Raw genomic sequence first — 23517 nt, 5'->3', positions numbered from 1 at the left:
ATTACTCTCCCTCTCTCATTCTTTTATTTTTAATTAATTTATAAATTAAACTTCCCAATTTAAAATGAACCTAATTGTGTTGCATCTAATATTTTATACATAAAATCCGTACTCGCCTTTGTAGTCGGCTCATCATCAAAATTAACGGTAAACAGCCCATCCTTATTTTCCCATAATCTATCAAAATATGTGTAAATATCCCTTGTCAATTTAGAATCTTTATTTGTTAAAATTCTAAAATTAGCATCCATTATATATCCACGTATATTTTTTTTGATTAAATTAGCTGAACCAGTTTGTATTATAACATTTCCATCTGTTTTTTTTATTAGTGTTATCTTTGTATGATATTGCTCATTATTAGTAAAGTACCATTTTATCTCTATTTTATTTTTAGTCTTTTTCTTTAACTTTTTAGAAACTGGCTTATTTGGAAGTCCATTAGTGCTCATCCCAAAAGCATCCCTGCTCCTGTCAAAAATAATTCTAATTTTTACTCCACGATTTGCAGCCTTTATTAATCTGTCAACAATCCCCTTATCAGCCAGAAAGTACATTCCCATAAGTATCTCATCTCCAGCTTTGGCGCTGTCAATATCCTTATCCAAATGTTCCCCGATCTTAGCTTCCGTTACAAATTGCAATTGATATTTATTATTTTCATCATCAAATCTTGTAAGTACATCTCCATCTTTCACATTGCCTTGATGATCATATTCCTGACTTTTTTCAGGAAGTTCCCCAGTTTGTGCAAATCTTCTTGTTTCCTCTTCCACAAAATCTTCCCTTTTTTTCTCAATTTCCCTAACTTTTCTTTCATTTTCATCTTCTAAAAAATTATTTGCTGCAAGATTATTTGCTCCACTATTTTCATTCCTAATCAAATTCCCAATTTGACTATTATTTACTTTATTTTCCTGCTTCTCATTAACATCAATCTTCCCGCCTGAAAATTCAGCTACATGCTGTAATCCATCCAGAACATCCTTCGTAATTTCCCCATTAGCCGATATTGCCACATTCTCGTGAAAATAACTAGGATCATGAATATTTGCACTCGAAATTACAACATTTTCCTCATTCAAAAATATTTTTCTGTGATCCGCCTTTACATTCAATGCCCTCAACAAATTTCTCACTGTCAACTTAGGCCACATTGGTCCATAAAAATTCCCAATCCATCCTTTTCCTTGCGGATTCCCGTGAGGCTCTATCAACGTTCTCCAAACTGGCGAATACCAAGGAAATGTATCCTTTAACTTAAAAATATCCACTGTTATAACATCAATTCCAGCATTTTTCATCTCTGTAATAAACGGATGTTCAAATGCTCCATACAGATCATTATTTTCATCTGAAAGCACATACACCTTTAAATTAGGATTTTCCATTTTCTTCTTAATAAGCCGTCTTGTATATTCTTTAGCAAATTCTGGATAATGCTCCTTGTCCTTATTGTAAATATCATTAAACAAAAACATCTCCACAATCAGGTAATCCTTCGCCTCATCCACAACCTTATAAGTCGCATCCCAGATTTTCCTGTCATATCGAATATTCCCATCCTTATCCAGATAAGTCAAGTCATAATGAAACTCAACATTATCACTATCCCGCAACGGACTTTCATAATCCACTCCAAGCGGAGGAGTTTTTATTGTGGAACATGACATTGTAAAAACTGCCAAAATACCAATTAATAAATACTTTTTTCTTCCTGCTAGATCCATTGTACTATTTCTCCTTTATTATCTTAAATTTCCCCTATTTTTTAACTTACCAGATTATTTATCCACTTCCTGCTTCTTAACCTCATCACGCAAGGAAATATCTTTATAACTTCATCACTGCATGAAAGCAGATACACAACCGCAACTGGCAATCCTGAATAAAGTCCAGAAAAATATGTTATTGGAATCGCAATAAACCAAAGCGGTATCAAATCAGTAAACATTGTCCAGACTGTATCTCCTCCTGAACGCAAAATTCCAACTAGCAGCTGCAAGCTGATTGCCTTTATAAAAATTACAAAAACTTCCGCCTTTACAATTTCCTTTGCCAATGGATAACTTTTGGCATTTACGTGAATCAGTACAAATGGACTGAAAATAAGTACAACCGCTCCAATGACAACACCTGCAAGAACTGCCACCTTTAATAATATTATCGAATATTCATAAGCATTGTCTTCTCTTCCTGCTCCAATTTCATTTCCAATTATAGCCGAAGTTGCACTCGAAAGTCCAAATAACAACGTTAATACAAGGCTGCTAATTGATTTTACAACTTGAACCGCAGCTGCAAAATCTGTTCCCATTCTTCCAAAGATCATGACATATACACTTGAACCTAATATCCAAAGTATTTCGTGAATAAATACAGGAAGCGAGATTTTCATAACTTTTACAAAAAATTCCAATGACAAATCAAATAATTCATTTATTTTCCCTGCGATTGGCAATTTTAATTTGTAAATTATATAAATAATGTAAAAAGTGCTTATAATTCTTGCAATAACTGTTGCAATCGCAGCTCCACGTACTCCCAACGCTGGAAAGCCAAAATGCCCAAAAATTAATACATAATTTATGGCTACATTAATTACAAGGCCAATAACGCTTGAATAAAATGAATATTTTGTTTTTCCAATTGCACGAAGCTGCATATTAAATGCAAATCCCACTCCTACAAGCGGATAGACCCAAGCCACGATTCTTAAATAATCTGCTCCAATTCTTATAACTTTGCTGTCATTTGTAAATACAGAAATTACAGTTTCTGGAATAAACAACCCAGCAAACAAGAATAGCAATGAAAATAAAAAACCGACACTAATTGTTATTCCAAGACATCTTTTTAAATTTTTGTAATCCTTATTTCCAAAATATTGTGCCGCCAAAATTCCACCGCCACTATTCATCCCAAAAAGCGATGTCATAAAAATCATAAACATCTGATTGGCAAATCCCAGCCCAGCAACTGCCACAGTTCCCAGCCCAAGTATTACATTTTCGTTCCCCACCATAAACATATCTACAAAGTTCATAAGCGCATAAATCATATTTTCAATTGCCACAGGCAGTCCAATATTAATTACTTTTCTATAAACTGATTTTTTATTTATTTTTCTTTCTTTCATTCATTTCCTTTCTTCAATTTCCCTATCTTTTATTAATCTAAATCTTCCAATGTTGAATATTCTGAAAAAATTAGAAGATGATCTGACACATATTTCTTTATTATAGCATAGTTATTATTTTTTATAAAGTTATATACACCAAAATTTCCAGTAAATTCTCTTGTTTTTTTCAAATTTATAAAAAAGTTGTCATAAGAACTTACCAATTTACTGTCTGAAAGCGTTGTTAAATTCTCTTCAGGATTCAAAATATAGGAAACACCGTATTTATCGTTCATATTTTTAAAAGCCATATTATCTGCCGATGTATTAAAATCCCCGGCAATAATTATATCATCCTCACCTGTTAATTTGGAAAAATATTCATAAACATTAACATAACTTGCCGCTTCCAGAAGCCTCTGCTTCTCCTTATCCCCAAAAACCGAATGTGCTATAATATATACAAAATCAAAGTTCCCAGTCTTAAAATAAGCTCCGTAAGGCTCCCTCATAAACTCATTTTCATCCTTTTCCTTATAAAATCCAAGCCCTCGTGCCTCCGAAAATTTGCTTTTTCTATAAATAAATGCAAAATATTCCCGATAATTCTCACTTCCTACAGAATTTTCCGAAATAATATAATCCCATTTTTCCTTAGTCAATTTTTCCAAATACGCCTGAGTTTTCTTAACCCCCTTTTCATTCATAACCTCTTCCAGCCCAATCAAGTCAAACTTTGCCAAAATCTGTGCAAATGCCCTGTAATCCTTTTGCTTTTCCCCCAGCCTAAGCGCATTAAATGACGCAACTAAAATTGTACTTTCATCTCGATTTATCCCAGTTTCCTCATTTATCTTACCTTTTTCAAAACAAGAAAATACTCCAAAAAACAAAAATACAAAAAATAATCCTCTAATTATTTTATTTTTCATCTCAATCAACCCCTTGATTTTTTTATTTTTATTCAATTAACAGATCTGTCTGACAACTTAATCTTTTTATTTAATAAAAAATCAAAATCCCCTTGCTTCAGAATATTCATTTTATTAAATTTTATTTAATCTATATTTAATTTTATATCGTTTCTTCAAAAAAAGCTACCGTTCCTTCGATAGCTATAATTTATTATTTACAATTTTAAATTTTTATTATTAATTTGCTCTTTCGATGTATTCACCAGTTCTTGTGTCAATTTTGATTTTGTCTCCGATTACTACAAATAAAGGCACTTGCAAACTATACCCATTTGTAATTGTTGCAGGTTTTGTTGCTCTTCCGATTGTATCTCCTTTTAATCCTGGTTCAGTATAAGTTACTTCTCTGATTACTGTGTTTGGAAGTTCTACTCCAACTGGAGTTCCTTCATACATCAATACTTGAATAATCATTTCTTCTTCCAAGAAATTTACTGCATCTCCTAAATCTTCCGCTCTTAAAGCAATTTGCTCAAAAGTTTCCTGATCCATAAAGTTATATTCTCCATCAATTTCATATAAAAATTGCATTTGATTTCTGTCAAGAATAATATCATCCATAAGTTCAGTAGCTAAAACTGTAATTTCTTGAATTTTTCCTGAAATTAATTCTTTTGTTTTAAATTTTACTTCTGCCGCTCTTTGTCTTTTTCCTGACGTTGATTGGTGTCTTTCAGCTTTTAGTATTAAATATGGGATGTTATCCTTTCTATATGTGCTTCCTTGTCTTAATTCTGCTGCTGGTTTCATTAATTTTTTCCTCCTAAATTTTACTTTTTATTTATAATTTTTTTTAATTTGTTCGCTTTCTTAAATTAAGAAATTATTTTAAAATTTAATATTTTATCAAATACGTTGCTGTTACTACTACTCGCATTTTTTTATAAATCTGATTAGATTCATTTTCATTTATTTTTTTCACATCTTCCGTATCTTCCAATACTTCAAACTGCCCTTGGCTTATATTTTTCAATCCGCCAATTTCATTGTTGTTTACTTTTAGCATTTCAACTGCTCTTACTTCAGCATTTCTTGAAGCATCCACAACCATATCTTTTTTATATTTTTCAATATTTGTTATAAAATATTCTGGCTTATCTATTTGGATATTATTGCTTTGAAGTTTTAATTCTGACAATTTTTCAAAAAATTCTTCAGCCTTGTCAATATTTTTTGTAACAATTGAAATAGTTTCAACTCCGTCATAATCTGAAATTTTAGCATTAGGTACACTTTCTGTAGAATTTACAGATGCCTGCTGTTTTACATTTGATGAATTTTCAATATAATTTGGCTGAATCCGTAAATTTCCAACACTGTATTCCTCTTCACTAATTTTCAGGCTTTTAATCAAATCCGTAGCCAATTTTTCGTTTTCTGATATATTGTTCTTCAACTCATCAATATTTTCACTTTTATCAGAAATTACAATAGTTATAAGTGCCTTATCCGCCTTTATTCTACGTTCAGCCACTCCCTTTACCGTAATTCTGTTTTCATCCTTATTTGCCTTATTCATCGCATTTGAAATCAATGCAGAAGATATTATTAACCCAAAGGATAATATTGTAGGAATTATTATAAACTGTATCTTTTTCAATTTTTACTCCTTTACTGAACTTTATAAATTATTATAATATTCAAGTATTTCAAAATTATGGTTCACTCACAAAAGTTCTATCAAATTATAGATTATTTTACAAAAAAAGTCAATTATTATCCAAAATTTTTTTGTTTTTCCATAACTTTTTATCTTTTTTCTAAAATTTTAGAAAATAAAACAAGGGATATTTAATCCCTTGTTAATAATATTTCCCATTCAGAATAATAGATTTTCTATAAATCCTGTTTAACGATGTGTCTTAACTCTTGTCAGAAAATAAATCAAATATGTTTTCTATTTCTTAAAAATAGAGTTTAGCATAAAACCGTAATTTATAATTCAAACGTTATCTTCCCCATTTTTCAGGAGCTTTACTCCATTCCAGAGCAATTTTAGCTTCAGCCTGTGTCAAATAATCAGTTTGTGCCAATAATTTTATTAAAACATCAAAATTTGAAAGTGAGCTGAATTTGCAGTTATATTTTGCATAATTTTCCTTTGCACTGTCAAATCCATAAGAAAAGATTGATTTTACTTCCAATTCCTTCACTTCTTCCTTTTGAAGCACATCAACTGCAATAAGGCTGCTTTTACCAGTTGTAATCAAATCTTCAATCACAACGACTTTTTTCCCTTTAACTTCCGCTCCTTCAATCTGTTTCCCTGCACCGTGGTCTTTTGGTTTATTTCTCACATAAGCAAGCGGCTTTTTCATTCTGTCAGCAATAAATGAAGCCCAAGGAATTCCCGCTGTTGCCACTCCCACAATTACATCAACATCCTTGTCAATTCTTTCAACAAACGATTCTACAATCGTATCCCTTTCATCTGAAAAACCTAAAACATAACGGTTATCACAGTAAATAGGGCTTTTAATTCCAGATGCAAATGTAAATGGGTCTCCCACGTTAATTTTTACCGCCTTCACATCAAATAATGCCTTTGCCACTTTTTCTTCCAATGTTAAATTAGCCATTTCTTTATTCCTTTCAAGTTTTGATTTTTTTTATTTATTAAAATATTAGTCATAAAATTTAACTTCTTTTCCGCTTTTCACATTTTCATTAATTTTGCCATTTTCATAAACAACTTCGCCATTTACAATTGTCATTATGTTTTTTCCTTTTAATCTCCAATTTTCATAAGGTGTCCATCCACATTTTGACTCAATTGTATCGTCTATTCCAACAATCCATTCCTTTTTTGTATCAACAACAATCACATCTGCAAAATATCCTTCCTGCAGTTTTCCTCTTTTTTCAATTTTCATTATTTTTGCAGGATTTTCACACATCAGTTTCTGAATCATTTCCAGCGATATTTTACCTTCATTATAGGCATTTATCATAAGTGCAAGTGAAGTTTCCACCCCTGGCATTCCAAATGTAATTTTTTCCAGCTTTTCACTTATCAAATGTGGCGCATGATCTGTTCCAATTGTATCGACTTCCCCACGATTTATCGCTTCCCACAAAAACTCATTGTCAGATTTTTCCCTCAATTCAGGCTTCATTCTCAAAAGCATTTTATTTCTTTCTGTACTTTCACGAATTTCAGTATTTAAAAATAAATGATGCGGTGTAACTTCAGCATAAACTGGATGCTCTTTTGTATTCACATCGCTATTTTTCTTCGCATTTATAACTTTTTTCATTTCTTCTGCTGATGGAATGTGACATACATAAAGCCCGCTTCCATAATTTTTATTTAATTCTATTGCTTTATCAATCATTTCGTTTTCAGCATGAACTAGCACCAATTTAGAATTTTCAAACACTTTTGCCAAAATTTCATCATCTTCAATAAGCATTTCTCCAGTTGACACATTCATAAAAATTTTTACTGTATTAACTTCCTCATTTTTCAAAACTTTTTTTATTTCCTCAACATTATCATTTTTACTTCCGCCAAAATGAATCCCAAAATTTACAATTGATTTTTCACTTGCCAATTTTTTCTTTTCCAGTAAATTTTCTTCCGTTGTAGTCGTAGGAACCGTATTCGGCATATCATAAAAAGTCGTAACCCCAGCTTTAACACATGCACGTGAACCTGTCGCAAAATCCTCCTTATACGTAACTCCAGGCTCCCTCATATGTGTATGCACATCAATAACTCCTGGCATTACCAGTTTCCCTTCAACATCAATAATTCTCACATTTTCATTATTTTCAAATTTACTTTCATCAATATTTTCAGAAACCTTTTCAATAATTTCTCCATTTACCAAAATTTCAATTTTATTTCCAAAAACATCAATTCCATTTTTTAGAATAATAATTTTATTCTTTTCCATTTTCACTCCTTAATTTATTAGACATATTCAAAAAGTTAATAATTGTTATTCTATTTAGCAATATTTTTTATCTGCATCGTTGTCAAACAAATCCATTAATTAATACTTTTCTAAATTTTTTAATACTCTTTCCATTTTCAAAATTTGAAAGTCCAGTTTTTCATCCAATGTCATTTTTTTCTCTTTATTTTTTCTTGTTCTGGCATCCAGCCTTCTTTCCTGTGCTGGTGTCAAATTTTTTACTTTCGGCTCTTTTGGGGCTTTCTTTGGTTCTTTCTCTTTTTTTCCCTTTTTCTTAGGCTGTACTTCCTGAGCAGATCCTGCTTTATTATTTTCTTCTGCTTCCTCATCTAACTCTTTTACTTCTTTCGCCTTATCTGGATTTACTTCAGTTTGAACATGAGTCTGAGTTTGAACTTGATTTTGCTTAACTTCCACATTTTGAATCTTTTCAACTTTTGTTTCCATATTCTCACTGTATCCTAACTGATATGCTCCCAAAATTCCCAATACTAATAATAAACCTTTTTTCATTACTACAATCTCCTTTTTTTATTTATAATATTTCTTGCCTAAAATTTTGTTTTTTTTTATTTTTTAAACAAGATTAACTAATAACGTAACAAGTAAATTTACAAAACTATTGTTACAGTTTTTATTTTAATACATTTATCTTTGATTTGCATTAATTCTATTCAATAATTTATATTTCTTTTTTGTCTGCATACTATCAAGATTATTTTTCAATAAATTTCTATAATAAAATTCTTTATTTATCGGGCAAACCTGCTGTCTTTTACTTTTTATTTTCAAAATTCAGTATCCAATCCTATAGCGCTTCTGAAATTTCCTCCAAAATCAGCCTAGCACTTTTAACAGGATCTTCAGCCTTAGTTATTGGACGCCCGACCACAAGAAAATCAACTCCCTGCTTTATTGCATCTGATGGTGTCATAATTCTTGTCTGATCATCATTACTTTTTCCATCAGCATTTAGTGTAAATTTAGGACGTACTCCAGGACAAACTGTCACAAAATCCTTTCCTAATTTTTTCTTCACATCCTTTGCCTCCTGCGGCGAACATACAATTCCGTGCATCCCGCTATTTCTGGCAAGCGTAGCAAGATTTAAAACAATTTCTTCTAATTTAAGTTCACTTCTGAACATTTCAAAAATGTCATTTTCTCCCAAGTTTGTCAGAACTGTTACTCCAATTAAAAGACTTTCCGAATTACTTTCCTTCACTAATTCAGAAACCTCCTTCATAGTTTTGCTTCCATTTGAACAGTGAATATTAAACATAAATACATTCTTTTTAATAGCATTTGCACAAGCCATTTTCACAGTATTTGTAATGTCGTGAAACTTCAAGTCCAGAAATACTTTCTTCCCTTTTTCATGCAAATAATCAACTAATTTTCCATCTGTATTAAGATAGCTTTCCAGCCCAACTTTATACATCGAAATATTGTCTCCTAACTCTTCCACCAGTTTTTCTGCATCTTCCATATTGTCATAATCCAATGCGACAAATATCCTTTCCTTTGCTCTTTTATCAATTCCAGCCATTATCTAATCTTCCTTTCTTTTAACTTCTTTTATTTCAATCATTCCCCTGAACCTCCCACGACTAACGTCGCAGGGTTCTAAAATCTTTAAAAATATTTAAAAATTTTCTAAGAAGTTTGATAGCTTTACACTACCCTTATTCTTTTAGGTGTGTTCAGCTCACCTCTATTGTATAGGACGCTTAAGTCCACAACTTTACTTTTTCTTAATATATTTAATGCTCCATTACAATCTGCGTTTAATTGATAGCCTTTACTTGTTTGATATAGTCCTCTTTTTATTCTTTTTCCACTGAATATATATTCTTGCGAATTTTCTTTATCATATATTGGAATTATATCTCCATCAAAGAAACTTGCTTTTGATGTATAACTCTCTTCTTGCAGTTTAAATTCTATTCCATATAGTTTACATAGATATATTAATTTACCTCTTAATTTTCCATATGGAATATTTACAAAGTTTTGATTATTTATACTTCCAATATTTGAATTCCTTTGAAAATCTTCATTATATCCTAGAACTATTTTTCCTATATCATTATTAAGACAATAATTTACAATTATTCTTGCTGCTTTTGAAAGGTAATCATTTATACGATTATTTCTCTTTCTGGCTATTCTCTTTTGTCTTAATGTTGTGCGCTCAATCTTTTGCTTATCTTTTATACTTTGTAATTTTGCATTTATCTTATTATAGTATTGATTTATTGATTTTAATTTTCTACCATCTATTATGAATGATGCTCCAGCATTTGTAACACAAGTGCAAAGATTATCTATACCTAAATCAATTCCTAGTGCATTTTCTTTATTTAATTCCCTTTGAATTTCTTCTACTTCATAAATGTATTGAATTTCAAAGTACCTAGAATGTTGTTTAGGTATTATTCTAATCTCTTTTATCTTCTTGCCTTTCAATACTGGTGGCAGCTTAATTTTAACTTCCTGATGAGTTTTCTTAAACAAATTTGAATAAGGAACTATCAGAATATCATCTTTTAATCTAACAAAACCTATAACAAGAGTTGTAAAACCATCTTTAGCAAGATAATTAGGTAATTTTATTTTTTTATTATCATATTGACCATTTTTAGCAAGTTTTAAAAGTCCAAAAAATGATTTAAAACTTCCGTCTACTTCTTTTAGAATTTGCTGAGCCATGTTAGAATTTAACTTCTTATAGTTCTCACTATTTTTAAGCATTTTATAGTTTTCATTATAACTTAAATACTTTTTATTTTCAAAATAGTATTGTCTAACATTATATATAGCTTGATTCTTTAAATTCTTAGCTATATGGCACAAATATTTTAAATTCCTAAACTCTTTCTTACTAAGATGTTTTACTTGTTGTTTTAATGTTAAATACATATATAATCACCTCCTTTTCATCAGAGATATTATACCATGTATTCTATATTTTATCTGTCAAAAAAGTAATATTTTTTATTTATTTTTAAATATTTTTAAAGTTTTTAAAACCCCACAACAGTGGGAAGCATTGTTCACATAAATACGCTACCATTTATGCAGTTCTCTTATGAACTTCTTGTTATCTCTAACAAGCACAGACTATATCTTATCCATATCCTATGACTTAGGCGAAACCACTTCCAATACCAATCGCTTGTATTGTACTCCCCTCACGAGGGATAGTCGTTGAGCTTTCCTTTTCAGGATTAGCTGCTGATTGTCTATTATCATAATGTTTAGGATTTAACCTTGCACCATCTAGTATATTTTTTCTGCTTTCGCTACCTTCACACTTATACCATTCACTTAGGTATTATGTTGTGGTTATACTAGCTTTAAGAGTTCCCAGCAATTCAGTTTCTTTGTTGCACGGTTTTGCTCCGTGTCTACATACAAGTTTCCCTATATGCTTACTAAAATTTTCGTGCAATTCATCTCACGACTAAAGTCACAAGTGTTCTTGCACTATTAATAAAGATCAAAATTAAAATTTCTAAAATAAATATCAGTATTGCAATAAAAATTGCCACTTGATGCCGACTTATAATTAATATTGCCATTATAATCTGTAAAACAAGCACAATTCCCCATGCTTTAAAATTAAGCGTTATTTTATACTCCTGATTTTCCGATTCTACATTTATAAATTTTTTAGGAGATTTCATTAAAAAATTATTGGATATTTGGAGTGTTTGTTCTCCATAATCTACATCAATTTCTGTTTTCCCTTCAGATTTTATTTCTTCAATTTTTTCATTGTTTATTTTTAATTTAAAATTATCTTTTCCACCATTGTAAGATATTTTTGATTCTATAATAACTTTAGGCATCAAATTTTCCTTTCTTCAAGCAAACCTATTACTGAATTTGTATTTCATCTTCCAAAATTACTTTTTCGCAATAAAAGCATTTGTATCTTGTCTTTTTATCCTGAATACTTTCATCTGAACTTTCAGGATTTTCTTTTATACGAACAAATTTTGTTTCAATATTTTCGTGATTTGAAATACATTTTGGATTGTCACATTTCATAAGTCCGATAACTTTATCTAGCCTGTCTAATTTTGTTTTTTCAATAACTTTATAATCTTCTATAATGTTTATTGTCACATTTGGAGCTAGCAGTGCAATATTATTTAATTCCTTTTCTTCCAATATTTTTTCCTCGATTTTAATAATCCCTTTTCTTCCAAGCGAACTGCTTGGCATATTAGCTGCAACTGTTATTCTTTCGCTGTATTCCTTTAATTTTAAGATTTCCACAATTGCAAAAACTTTTTCTGATGGGATGTGATCTATTACAATTCCATTTCTTATTGCCCGTATCAGTAATTCTCTTCCTTCAGACATAATCTCTTCCTTTCTTAAAATAAATTTTTTATTCTAAAAATAATAAATTTACAGAAAAAACTCCTTATCCTTTCCTAAAACAGCCATCATCATCGCCTGTCTTACAGGAATCCCATTTTTAGCCTGCTTAAAGTACAAAGCATATTTTGTATTGTCTAAATTTTTATCAATCTCGTCTACTCTTGGCAAAGGATGTAAAATTATCATATCATCTTTACATTTCCCTACGATATTTTCACGATTTATAACATAAATTCCCTTAACTTTCTCATAGTCTTCCACATCTGGAAATCTCTCCTTCTGAATCCGAGTCATATAAAATACATCAATTTTATCAAGGCAATCTCTAAAATCCTCCAGAATTTCAAATTTTATATTTTTTCCCTTCAAGTCTTCCAGTAAATAATCAGGCATTTGTAAAATTTGCGGTGCTACAAAATAAATTGTCGGATTAAAATGCATAAGTGCCCTTGTCAGTGAATGAACTGTCCTTCCATATTTCAAATCCCCAACAAATGCAATTTTCAAATTCTCAAGCGTACCTTTCTCCTCCAAAATTGTATATAAATCAAGCAAAGTTTGGCTAGGATGCTGATTAGAGCCATCCCCTGCATTAATTACAGGCTTTTCTGAAGTTTCTACTGCAAGCCGTGCAGCTCCGTCAAACGGGTGTCTTACAACAATCACATCTGAGTATGCCTCAACCATTTTAATTGTATCTGTAAAAGACTCCCCTTTTTTCACAGATGACTGTTCCACAGGCGGTAATGATAAAACTTTAGCACCCAGCCGCATTGCAGCCGATTCAAAAGACATTTTAGTACGTGTACTTGGCTCAAAAAATAGAGTTGAAATAATTTTGCCATGCAAAAATTTCAATTTCTCCTCTTCCGAACAATTTTCAATTTTTCGTGCCAATTCTAAAATATCAAGAATTTCTTTTTTTTTCATATCATTCATAGAAATAATATTTTCCACCACTATCTCTCCCTTGAATTTCAATATTTAACTTTCTTAAATTTATGATAACAAATTTTATAAGTATTTGCAAATTTTTTCTCTTATAAATTTTTCTTTTGTAAAATAAAATAAAAATTTTAAAAACTTTGATGTTAATAAAAAAATTAGAAGTCAATTCATAAAAGAATATATTCTTCTAACTTTTTTGTTTATATTATTTATTTGAAGATTCTGGATTGTATCTTAAAACTCTCGTAGCATTTAAAACAGCAAGCAATGCAACTCCAACATCAGCAAATACAGCTTCCCACATTGTTGCATCACCAAAAAGCCCTAAAGCCATAACAACTATTTTTATAGCAAATGCAACAGTAATATTTTGCCATACAATTTCCTTTGTCTTCTTGGCAATCTTAATGGCTGTCACTATTTTAGATGGCTCATCATTCATTATTACAACATCAGCAGCCTCAATAGCCGCATCACTTCCAGCTCCTCCCATTGCAATCCCAAGATCAGCTCTGGCAAGCACAGGAGCATCATTTATTCCATCACCTACAAAAGCAATTTTCCCTTTTTCGCTTTTAGTTTTATAAATTTCCTCAAGTTTTTCAACTTTCTCATTTGGAAGCAATTCAGTAAATACCTTATCAATTCCAAGTTTCTCAGCTATATTCTTACCAATGGCTTCATTATCGCCAGTAAGCATCACGATTTCCTTTACTCCATTTTCCTTCATGCCTTTAATCGCTCTTGCCGAATCTTCCTTCACTTCATCTGAAATCAATATATTTCCAATATATTTTCCATCAGCCGCTAAATAAATTGCAGTTCCTAAATTTTCTTTTTTATCAAAAGTAATATTTTCCAAATTCATTAATTTAGAATTTCCAGCCAAAAACTGATGATTATTTATATTAACTTTTATTCCAAATCCTGAAATTTCCTCAAAATCCTTTACAACATTTTCATCAACTTTAGATACAGAATTTTCATATTCTGCCACGATTGACTGCGCAATAGGATGATTGGAAAATTTTTCAATATGTGCGGCATACTTTAATAATAAAGGTTTTGTCAATTCAGTTTTATTATTTTGAAAATCATTAATTTTTATATTATTTTCAGCATTTACCTCTGTAACTTTAAAAATTCCCTTTGTCAAAGTTCCAGTCTTATCCATAACAACGCTTTCCAAATTGTTCAAAACTTCCAGATAATTTGTCCCTTTTATCAAAATCCCATGTCTTGAAGCTCCGCCAATTCCGCCAAAAAATCCTAAAGGGATAGAAATAACCAAAGCACACGGACAAGATACTACAAGAAATATCAAAGCACGGTAAATCCAATCTGAGAAAGTTGCACCTTGAATTAATAGTGGAGGAAATATTGCCACAATTAATGCTGTAATAACGACTACTGGAGTATAATATCTTGCAAATTTTGTTATAAAATTTTCTGTCTTTGATTTTTTGCTTCCAGCATTTTCCATTAAATAAAGTATTTTTGAAACAGTAGATTCAGAAAACACTTTTGCAACTTGAATTTCTATAAGCCCATTTTTATTTATAAATCCACTTAAAACATCATCTCCAGCCTTCGCTTCCCTTGGCAATGATTCCCCAGTTAAAGCCGAAGTATCAAAAGTCGAAGCGCCTTTCACTATTTTCCCATCCAAAGGAACTTTTTCCCCCGGTTTTACCACAATAATTTCTCCAACTTTTATTTCTTCAGGCGAAACTTTTTTTATTCCTTCTCCAACTTTAATATTGGCATAATCAGGTCGTATGTCCATAAGCGAAACAATGGACTTTCTGGAATTATTAACCGCAATCCCTTGAAGCAGCTCGCCAAGCTGGTAAAATAACATAACAGCCACACCTTCAGGATACTCTCCAATAGCAAATGCCCCAATAGTCGCAATCGCCATCAAAAAGTTCTCATCAAAAACTTGCCCATTTAATATATTTTTAAATGCAGAAAGCAGAACATCGCCACCAATTACAAGATAACTTACCAAAAATACCGCAAGTTTTGGAATAAATAAAGTTTTTGGAACAAAAATTCCCAATACAAATAAAATTCCGCCAATTAGCAATTTTTTCTTAATTTTACCTGTATCTTCCTCTTCAGAAGAACTCTCTCCTGCCTGAACTTTTGGAACAAAAACTTTCACCCCATCCTCAATTTTATCCACTTCTGTCTGAATAAGCTCAACAAGCTCATTTTCAGAAATTTCATCAGCAAGAACAACTATTTTCTTCCCAAGAAAATCAACGGTAGCCTCTTTAATCCCCTCCAAAGTATTTATCTTCCGCTCAACTTTAGCTGCACAATTAGGACAATCCAGCCCTTCGATAGACAACATACATTCATTACTTTTCATGGCAACCTCCAACTTTTTATTTATTACAATAAATTTTAATTTTAATCTAATATATGAACAAATATTCATATATAATATACTACATTTATCAACAGTTGTCAATGAATATTTTTATTTTTTTATAAATAATTTTGAAAAAATTGCCGAATCTCATAATTCGGCATTCTTAATTAATATTTATCAAATTCATTAATATTTCCAATATTATAGTGAACCCTATTTAAAATTAAACTGCTAAAAATCATATAAATTTAGGGCTTGAGTAAAATAGCCATAACTTTGAGTTCAGTTTTACTATAAATTCTTTATTGTCATCTTTTTATTCTCTAAAACTCAATAAATTCAAAATTATTCAAAATTTCTTTAATAAACCCAGTTTTTGCATTTTCACTCACTATTGTCCTAAAATCAGATGTCAATATCAATAATTCCTTTTCCAGTCAATTTCTTACTAAATTAACTTTTTCAATCTCGACACAACCTCCATATGTGGCGTAACTGGAAACATATCAACCGTAACCATTTTCACTAATTCATACCCATTTCCCTGCAAAACCTTCAAATCAATATTAAATGTTTTTGGATTACAAGACACATAAATTATATCCTTCACATCATATTTCAGTAATTTATTAAGCGTCTTTTCACCAACACCTGCACGAGGTGGATCCAAAATTATAATATCTGGCTTGATTCCATTTTTATCAAACTCATCTAATTTTTCAAAAACATCTCCTGCGATAAAATGTGCGTTTTCGATACCATTCAATTTTGTATTTTCATTTGCTTTTTCAACAGCCTCTTCCACAAGCTCAATCCCATAAACCTGTTTTGCCTTTTTTGAAACAATTTGCCCAATCGTACCTGTTCCACTGAATAAATCGAAAACAACCGAATTATGAATGTTTTCCCCTTCAATTTCATCTAAATAATCCAATACTTTTCCGTATAATTTTTCCACTGTTTTTGAATTTGTTTGAAAAAAACTGTACGGACTAATTTTAAATTTTAATCCTAAAATTTCTTCTTCCAAATCTCTTTTTCCAAAAAGAATTTCCTCACTTTCAGAAACAACCGAATCAGAAAAATTGTCATTAAATGTATGTAAAATTCCTGTTATTTCAAATCCATTTTCAAGCTCCAAAGCCAACAATCCTTCAACTAAACCTTTTTGAAATTCCAATTTTTTCTCATCTTCAATTTGAGTTGTCGTAACCATATTTACTAAAATTTGTTTCGTAAAATCCGCTTTTCTAATAACCAAATTCCTAAAAAATCCAATATGATCCAATCTATGATAAAAATCCAGTCCTGTCGCTTTTGAAAATTCATTACAAAAAATATAAATTTTATTGAAGTTATCATCCATCAATTTTAATCCGTCTACTTCAACAATATCATGAAAACTGTTTTGTTTATGAAGTCCCAAAATCATAGGCCCATCTTTCACAGCATTTCCATAACTAAATTCCATTTTATTTCGATATTTCTCCACTTCAACACTTCTAACTGGCTCTTCAAAAGTAAAATCATATTTTGCAATTTTCTTCACTTCTTTTTCAATGTTAGAATTTTTCATCGCAAGTTGCTCATCATATGAATAATACTGATAATTACAACCACCATTTTGTCTTGCAATTTCGTCATAAATCGCATTTTTTCTTCCTGCAAAATCAATAATTTCACATCGAATCAATTCATACTTTCTTCTTCTCTTCACAAAAATTCCTTCAACAATTTGTCCTTCAGCTGCATTTATATTTGGAAAAATCCTATTTTCATCATCTCCATAAAAACCGTACGCACGACCTTTCGTATTAAGTCCTGCTATTTTCAGCTGTATTTTATCACCTTTTCTTAAAATTTTTTTCTCTTTATTTTCCATTCCATCTCCATTTTCCCATAAAATTTTTTCACTTTAATTAAAAATAAATTTGGTAATCCCATCATTTATACAAGATTACCAAACAAATTTTCCAAAATTTAAAAAATTAATTTCTATTTTTATTTAGATTCAATATATTTTTTCAATCTCGCAATCGCTTCTTCCAATACAGGCAAGTCATGCACAATTGAAAATCTCAAATATCCTTCCACTTGGAATGTAACCCCAGGAACTATCGCCAATTCTGTTTTTTCCAATAAATCCAAGACAAAATCAAAAGAATCTACATCTTTAAACTTATCAATTGTTTTATATGTCGCAAACACATAAAATGCTCCTTTAGGCTTCAAACACTTAAATCCTAATTTTTCCAATTCTTCCACAAAATAGTAAACTCTTTTTTTGTAAATTTCTGACAATTCAGTCGTGTCTGAACAGTAATCCAATGCTGCAATTGCTCCATATTGTGACAATGTCGAAGCACTTGTAACTGTATATTGGCTAATTTTTTTCACTTGTGACTGTAAATTTTCACTGGCAATCGTATAACCTAATCTGTATCCAGTCATTGAATGTGATTTTGAAAAACCATTAACAACTATCAATTGCTCCTTCAAAATATCGCTATATTTTGCAAACGAAGTGAATTTTTCAAATGCAATTTGAGCATAGATTTCATCACTTAAAAGATAAATTTCTTTATCCTTCAAAAATTCAACAATTTTTATCATTTCTTCTTCTGGAAGCGTTATACCTGAAGGATTATTTGGATAAGTCAAAATTATTAATTTAGTTTTTTCTGTAACATATTTTTCCAAGATTTTTTCAGTCAAAATAAAATTATTTTCTTCTAAATCCATAAAAATTGTTTTTGCTTGTGAAACTGTAATTAATGGTTCATACCCAACATATGCTGGTGTTGGAATAAGAACTTCATCCCCTTTTGCCAAAATCGTTTTAAGCGTAGAAGACAATCCTTCAGTTGAACCAACTGTAACTAAAACATTATCTCTTTTATAATTCCCACCAAAAGTCTCATTATAGAATTTTGCAATTTTTTCTCTTAATTCTGGAATCCCACCTACTGGCGAATATTTTATAGGACTATTTAACGCATGATACGCAACTGCTTCTTTCACCTTTTGCGGTGCATCTGTATCTGGCTCTCCAATTGTCATATTTATAACATTTTTATAAGCCGACAATCTTTCGTGAATTTTTCTTATATCTGATATTTCTATTCCTTTTATTATTGGATCTATGTACATTTTCAAAACCTTCTTTCTTTGCATTTCATATTTATTTTTTATCAATAACCCATTATATCATATTTTTCGTTTATTTTATAATTTTTATTAAATTTTCCATTGTCATTTTTCACTTTTTTTGATAAAATTAATATATAAAAATTTTAATTTATACTATTTTTCATTTGAATAGTAAATTTATTACAGATTCTTTTTGCAATACGAAATCAAATAAATTATAATTTCTGTTTTTAATGGAATTTAGTATTAAAACTTAAATGGAAAGGAAAGAAAATGGACAACAAAAACCCACAGGCAATTGATGCCAATATGATAATTAAAATTCTTTATAAAGATAAAGCCCTAATTGCTTTAACAACAATAATAGTTGTGATATTGTCAACGATTTTCGTATTTGTAAATAAATCTTTCAAATCGGAAATTACACTTTATGGAAATGATAAAGTTCTTACAGAAATTGGAGAGAATTCACAATTTTCACTAACTTCATTTGATTTTTTCAATTACTTGAAAAAAAATTCAAAGACTTTAAAAAATGTAAATTTACCTGATGACAAATTTCTAAAGGAAATGACAACAAAATTGACTGCTCAATCTGAAACAAATGATCCTATGGTAAAAGTAAAATTTTCTACAAATAGCAAATCCGAAGGAGAAAATTTTGCAAAGGAATATCCAATACTTGCACAAAATTATCTTCTTGAAAGAAAAAACAACTTTTTGGATTCACAAATAAAACTTTTAGAGCAACAATACAGTTTCTTGACAAAAAATGTTGATATTAGAACTACGAAAGATTCATTAACAGACACTCTTGTATCAAGACTGGCATATTACCGTTTGTTAAAAAATGATCCAACTCCAGTTGTAAAATTTATAAATTCTACAACAAAACCTTCTTTAAATAAAAAGCTGGTTATCGCTGGTTCATTATTTTTAGGAATTTTCTTAGGAATATTAATTGCATTTATGAAGGAATTTTCAACAACATTAGATTGGGAAGACATTAAAAAAAGAAAAAATTAAAAATAATAAAGTTAAAGGGATTATCTTGTATTTTAAGACAATCCCCATTTTTTTATTATTGAACTTAAATAAAGTTATATTTTTATTATTTGCTAACAAGGAACTTAACCTATTGTATAGATAAAAAACTTAGGTCATCTAATACTATTAATTACCCAATTTCAACCATTTTCCTCTTTCTTTTATCAAAAGTTACCATTTCAGTAATTCCAAATTCCTTCACATATTCTCCCGCTTCCTTTATTTTCATCCCAACATGTTCAGAATAATGTGAATCACTTGATAAAATTACAGGAATATCATATTTTTTCACATATTCCATAAAATCCCTATACGGTGTAATTTCCTTAATTGGATACCGATAAAACGTACCAGTATTTACATCTACAATCATATTATTTTTTTTAAGGCATTTAGCCGTACTTTCAAGCAACTTGTCGACATCTTTTTTTTCTGGAATATTTTTAAATAATCTCAGATTAAATGGATGCCCCAAAATATCATACATTCCTGTATTTGCCACATCTTCAATCTCTTTTGCATAATCCTTCCAAATTTGCACCAAATCTCCATCTGTAAATTTATGCTTCAAGGCGTTAAAATCAAATCCCCAGCCTTTAATAAAATGGATTGAAACGATTAAATAGTCAAAGTCATATTTAGACAATATTTCCTTAACTTTTTCCTGATTTCTGAAATTACAAACTTCTATTCCAAATTTTACTGGATATCCCTTTGATTTTAATTTATCTATAAAATCCCTATATTCATCCAATGTATGTACAAATTTAGTTTTCTGCTCAAGCCATTTTTTCTGAAAGTTCCCAGTTTCACTGTCATCCAAAATCAGCTCATCATAATACAAGTCCTTAAATTCCTTAAATCCATGGGTATGCTCTGTAATCCCTATTTCTGTCAGCCCCATTTCCTTTGCCTTTTCAAAAAAAGGATTTACATAATCCTCATCATAACTTCCATATTCAAAGTGCATATGATAATCTACCAACATAATATTTCCTCGCTTTCATATATTGTATCCAAAATAAAGAAAAAAGCCATCCCAAAATTTACCATTTTGAAACAGCCTTTTTTACACAAAATTAATTAATCGATTATTGAGAAATTACATTTGTTGCTTGAGGTCCTTTTGGTCCTTCTTCTACATCAAAACTTACTTCTTCACCTTCGTTAACTGTTTTGAATCCTTCTTTATTAATTTTTGAGAAATGTAAGAAATAATCATTTCCATCTTCTCCTGAAATAAATCCAAATCCTTTTTTTTCGTTAAACCATTTTACTTTACCTAACAAAGTATTACCTCCTAAAATTTTAATACCTCAAACAACTTGTTACTGTTACAAATATCTATTTTTGTTACACTTACTTCTTGCTTTTGGTTATCTATAAGTATTATATCATATTTTTCAAAAAAATAATAGTCTTTTTTCTCAATTTTTTAATTGCTTTTAAGAATTTATTTGAGAAATATACTAAAATCTGTCTAAAAATAAATCAGCTGCTCTCTTTTAAGAAATTTTTTAAATTTTAAATTTATAATTTTTATTATAATAAAACTCTTGTAATTTTGCTAAAAACAATATAAAATATAATCATAATAATTACTTTAAATCAATTACAAAATAAAATTTAATTAAAAGGAAGTGATAATTTATGAATCTAAAAAAATACATGTTATTAGGATGTTTAGCAATTTTTGCTATAATCAGCTGCGGAAAAAAAGAAGCAAAACAAGATGAAGATCAAGATGAAATCCAAATTGAACAGCAAAGTGCAGATAGCACTGCCACAAATAGCAGCAATAATTCTCAAGAAAATACTGCCGCCGCTCCAGCAACAGCCCAACCAGCCACAGAAACTGCAGAAGCCGCAAACAAAACTACAGAAAATATCAACGAAAGCGCCAATATTCAACCGCCTTCACAAGTAAAAGCCGAAGAAGCAAAAACTAGCAAGACTTTACAGCATGTAGATAAGCTTATCGGTAAAGAAATTCCAATGGAAGATAGAGTTTTAGTATTTTCTAAGCAAAACAACCAGTATAAAATAACTTACAAGGGCGAGTCAGAAAATGGAATGCAAGTTGACACTAAAAACCTAACTTTCAATGAAAAGAATGACAGCCTAACAGATGGTAACTACACATTTAAACTGAACAAAAATAAATTAGGACTATATGCAGGAAGCCAATTTCTATTTACAGTAGATTAATTCTCAAATTCAATTTGATCTATTAACAAAAAAATTCTTACAGCTTTAATTTCAAAACTTTTGGGCTTGATTTATAAGATTTTCCTCATTTAAAGTTTATATAGCGAAACCTATTTAAAATTAAACTGCAAAAAATTATATAAATTTAAGGTTTGAGTAAAATAGTCATAACTTTTAAGTTCAGTTTTAAATCAGTTTTGCCATAACAATCAAAACAAGGGGTCTTTACCCCTTGCGCCATAAATAAAATCAATTATTCCTGCCTATACAAATCCTGTAACTTTTTGCTGAATTTTTCCATTATTTCCTTTCAGTATTTCTATATTTTAAAAATATAAATATTTTTTATTCAATCGTTATTTTTCTAAGAATAACCCTCTTTTTCTCGGTAATTTTCCTATCTTTTCCCAAATTATCCAAAATTTTGATCAAATACTGGTAAAGTTCTTCATTCGTATAACTTTCATTTTCCATTTGTAATTTTAAATTAATATAAGCAGTTATAACATCTCTTTCCACACTTCCATTTAAACAATTTACATAAAAATTTACATCATAAATATCTAAATTCTCCTTTTTAGAAGCCTCTTTCCCAAATAATTTCAAAATTTTAGGATGAAGTGTTCCCAATTTATGTTTTGAAGAATATTTTGTATTTATAAGTTCCAGCAAGTTAAAATCCCGTCTTAAATCTCTAAAATTATTATAGTCGTTTCTAAGTTCTGCTCCAATTCTAGTAATAAACCGTGTTATTTCAATTTCACCAATTTTATTTTTCCAAACTTCTCTTCTTTCATTATTAACTTCTCCCTGAACTTCCAAATCATTTGTAATTTTATTTTCAGCTCCAGCATTTTTACTATTATTCGCTTCAATATCTAAAACTTCCAAAGAAAAATCGGCATTTCTAATATAAAATTTCCTTTCTTCAATATCTGAAAATAAATTTAATTTCAAAATATATCTATTCTCAATTTCAGGCATATCAAATTTATAATCTTCGTTCATCCAAAAAATTTTTCCCCCACATTTAACAATTCCCCTTGTTACAGTCACTTTCTTCTCTTCTAAATTCGTAACAAGATCAAATCCCGAAATTATCCCATCTTTTTTATCTAAGTATAATAAATCCGTCAATTCTGCAGGATTATCCCTCAACAAATCAAGCGCTTCCTTATTTATCACCTGCCCATGCCCAAATATTGGATATTTATTCTCAATCATTTTTCCCCCAATTTTATTTTTTTATTTTTTTCATATCAAACTTTATCCAAAATAAAAAACAATATTTATAAACAAGGGGGCTTTATTCCCCTTGCTAAATAACATTTAATTCAAAAATTTCAATAAATTTACTGTTTAAAGAAAAAATAG

General features: G+C 29.9%; 23 protein-coding genes. 2 read left to right on the top strand and 21 right to left on the bottom strand.

What is annotated here, in order from left to right; translation table 11 throughout:
* Positions 1 to 59 precede the first annotated feature (59 nt).
* The 18 genes from HW276_RS04030 to HW276_RS03945 all read right to left on the bottom strand — a co-directional run bounded on the left by HW276_RS04030 (position 60) and on the right by HW276_RS03945 (position 18888).
* Entirely contained in the window at positions 60 to 1730 is a 1671-nt protein-coding gene (locus HW276_RS04030; RefSeq protein ID WP_178937504.1) for a phospholipase D family protein, read from the bottom strand.
* Between the two features lie 41 nt (positions 1731 to 1771).
* The gene (locus HW276_RS04025; RefSeq protein ID WP_178937503.1) at positions 1772 to 3139 is read right to left on the bottom strand and encodes an MATE family efflux transporter; all 1368 of its coding nucleotides are present in this window, start codon (positions 3137 to 3139) and stop codon (positions 1772 to 1774) included.
* Between the two features lie 32 nt (positions 3140 to 3171).
* Positions 3172 to 4053, bottom strand: a complete 882-nt coding sequence (locus HW276_RS04020; protein ID WP_178937502.1) for an endonuclease/exonuclease/phosphatase family protein — start codon at positions 4051 to 4053, stop codon at positions 3172 to 3174.
* Positions 4054 to 4272: 219 nt separating this feature from the next.
* A complete protein-coding gene (gene efp / locus HW276_RS04015; protein WP_147003283.1) occupies positions 4273 to 4845 on the bottom strand; it encodes an elongation factor P in 573 nt (190 codons plus the stop codon).
* Between the two features lie 85 nt (positions 4846 to 4930).
* Positions 4931 to 5695 (bottom strand): SIMPL domain-containing protein, encoded by a 765-nt coding sequence (locus HW276_RS04010; RefSeq protein WP_178937501.1) that lies wholly within the window; start codon positions 5693 to 5695, stop codon positions 4931 to 4933.
* A gap of 349 nt (positions 5696 to 6044) precedes the next feature.
* Entirely contained in the window at positions 6045 to 6674 is a 630-nt protein-coding gene (gene pyrE / locus HW276_RS04005) for an orotate phosphoribosyltransferase (RefSeq protein ID WP_178937500.1), read from the bottom strand.
* Between the two features lie 45 nt (positions 6675 to 6719).
* Positions 6720 to 7994: a dihydroorotase family protein gene (locus HW276_RS04000; protein WP_178937499.1), complete on the bottom strand. Its 1275-nt coding sequence runs from the start codon at positions 7992 to 7994 to the stop codon at positions 6720 to 6722.
* Positions 7995 to 8093: 99 nt separating this feature from the next.
* Complete coding sequence (locus tag HW276_RS03995) at positions 8094 to 8528, bottom strand: hypothetical protein (protein WP_147003279.1); 435 nt, start codon at positions 8526 to 8528, stop codon at positions 8094 to 8096.
* 135 nt (positions 8529 to 8663) lie between these two features.
* Complete coding sequence (locus tag HW276_RS03990) at positions 8664 to 8807, bottom strand: hypothetical protein (RefSeq protein ID WP_178937498.1); 144 nt, start codon at positions 8805 to 8807, stop codon at positions 8664 to 8666.
* Positions 8808 to 8823: 16 nt separating this feature from the next.
* Positions 8824 to 9564, bottom strand: a complete 741-nt coding sequence (gene pyrF, locus HW276_RS03985) for an orotidine-5'-phosphate decarboxylase (protein WP_178937497.1) — start codon at positions 9562 to 9564, stop codon at positions 8824 to 8826.
* Between the two features lie 125 nt (positions 9565 to 9689).
* Positions 9690 to 10937, bottom strand: a complete 1248-nt coding sequence (locus HW276_RS03980) for an RNA-guided endonuclease TnpB family protein (protein WP_178937496.1) — start codon at positions 10935 to 10937, stop codon at positions 9690 to 9692.
* A 415-nt stretch (positions 10938 to 11352) separates the two neighbouring features.
* Positions 11353 to 11469: a MarR family transcriptional regulator gene (locus HW276_RS03975; RefSeq protein WP_080680096.1), complete on the bottom strand. Its 117-nt coding sequence runs from the start codon at positions 11467 to 11469 to the stop codon at positions 11353 to 11355.
* A 1-nt stretch (position 11470) separates the two neighbouring features.
* Positions 11471 to 11869, bottom strand: a complete 399-nt coding sequence (locus tag HW276_RS03970; RefSeq protein WP_178937495.1) for a hypothetical protein — start codon at positions 11867 to 11869, stop codon at positions 11471 to 11473.
* Positions 11870 to 11897: 28 nt separating this feature from the next.
* A complete protein-coding gene (gene pyrI / locus HW276_RS03965) occupies positions 11898 to 12389 on the bottom strand; it encodes an aspartate carbamoyltransferase regulatory subunit (protein WP_147003276.1) in 492 nt (163 codons plus the stop codon).
* A 48-nt stretch (positions 12390 to 12437) separates the two neighbouring features.
* On the bottom strand, positions 12438 to 13367 hold the full coding sequence (gene pyrB / locus HW276_RS03960) for an aspartate carbamoyltransferase (protein WP_178937494.1): 930 nt from the start codon (positions 13365 to 13367) through the stop codon (positions 12438 to 12440).
* A 196-nt stretch (positions 13368 to 13563) separates the two neighbouring features.
* Entirely contained in the window at positions 13564 to 15735 is a 2172-nt protein-coding gene (locus HW276_RS03955; RefSeq protein ID WP_178937493.1) for a heavy metal translocating P-type ATPase, read from the bottom strand.
* Positions 15736 to 16186: 451 nt separating this feature from the next.
* Positions 16187 to 17620, bottom strand: a complete 1434-nt coding sequence (rlmD, locus tag HW276_RS03950) for a 23S rRNA (uracil(1939)-C(5))-methyltransferase RlmD (RefSeq protein WP_178937492.1) — start codon at positions 17618 to 17620, stop codon at positions 16187 to 16189.
* A 119-nt stretch (positions 17621 to 17739) separates the two neighbouring features.
* Complete coding sequence (locus HW276_RS03945) at positions 17740 to 18888, bottom strand: pyridoxal phosphate-dependent aminotransferase (RefSeq protein ID WP_178937491.1); 1149 nt, start codon at positions 18886 to 18888, stop codon at positions 17740 to 17742.
* A gap of 273 nt (positions 18889 to 19161) precedes the next feature.
* Between HW276_RS03945 and HW276_RS03940 the strand changes: the two genes are divergently transcribed.
* The gene (locus HW276_RS03940) at positions 19162 to 19914 is read left to right on the top strand and encodes a lipopolysaccharide biosynthesis protein (protein WP_147003271.1); all 753 of its coding nucleotides are present in this window, start codon (positions 19162 to 19164) and stop codon (positions 19912 to 19914) included.
* A 151-nt stretch (positions 19915 to 20065) separates the two neighbouring features.
* Here HW276_RS03940 and HW276_RS03935 read toward each other — a convergent pair whose 3' ends face one another.
* Both HW276_RS03935 and HW276_RS03930 read right to left on the bottom strand, forming a co-directional pair.
* Positions 20066 to 20923, bottom strand: a complete 858-nt coding sequence (locus tag HW276_RS03935; protein ID WP_178937490.1) for a histidinol-phosphatase — start codon at positions 20921 to 20923, stop codon at positions 20066 to 20068.
* 103 nt (positions 20924 to 21026) lie between these two features.
* Positions 21027 to 21224: a cold-shock protein gene (locus HW276_RS03930; protein ID WP_018450345.1), complete on the bottom strand. Its 198-nt coding sequence runs from the start codon at positions 21222 to 21224 to the stop codon at positions 21027 to 21029.
* A 379-nt stretch (positions 21225 to 21603) separates the two neighbouring features.
* Here HW276_RS03930 and HW276_RS03925 point away from each other — a divergent pair, with 379 nt between their 5' ends.
* On the top strand, positions 21604 to 22143 hold the full coding sequence (locus HW276_RS03925; protein WP_255460318.1) for a hypothetical protein: 540 nt from the start codon (positions 21604 to 21606) through the stop codon (positions 22141 to 22143).
* Between the two features lie 345 nt (positions 22144 to 22488).
* Here HW276_RS03925 and HW276_RS03920 read toward each other — a convergent pair whose 3' ends face one another.
* The gene (locus tag HW276_RS03920) at positions 22489 to 23367 is read right to left on the bottom strand and encodes a hypothetical protein (protein WP_178937488.1); all 879 of its coding nucleotides are present in this window, start codon (positions 23365 to 23367) and stop codon (positions 22489 to 22491) included.
* Between the last annotated feature and the right edge of the window lie 150 nt (positions 23368 to 23517).

The sequence above is a fragment of the Leptotrichia sp. oral taxon 417 genome (assembly GCF_013394865.1).
GTDB lineage: Bacteria > Fusobacteriota > Fusobacteriia > Fusobacteriales > Leptotrichiaceae > Leptotrichia > Leptotrichia wadei_A.
Note: the sequence above shows the minus strand (reverse complement) of the source record. Positions and strands in the feature narration are given on the sequence as shown.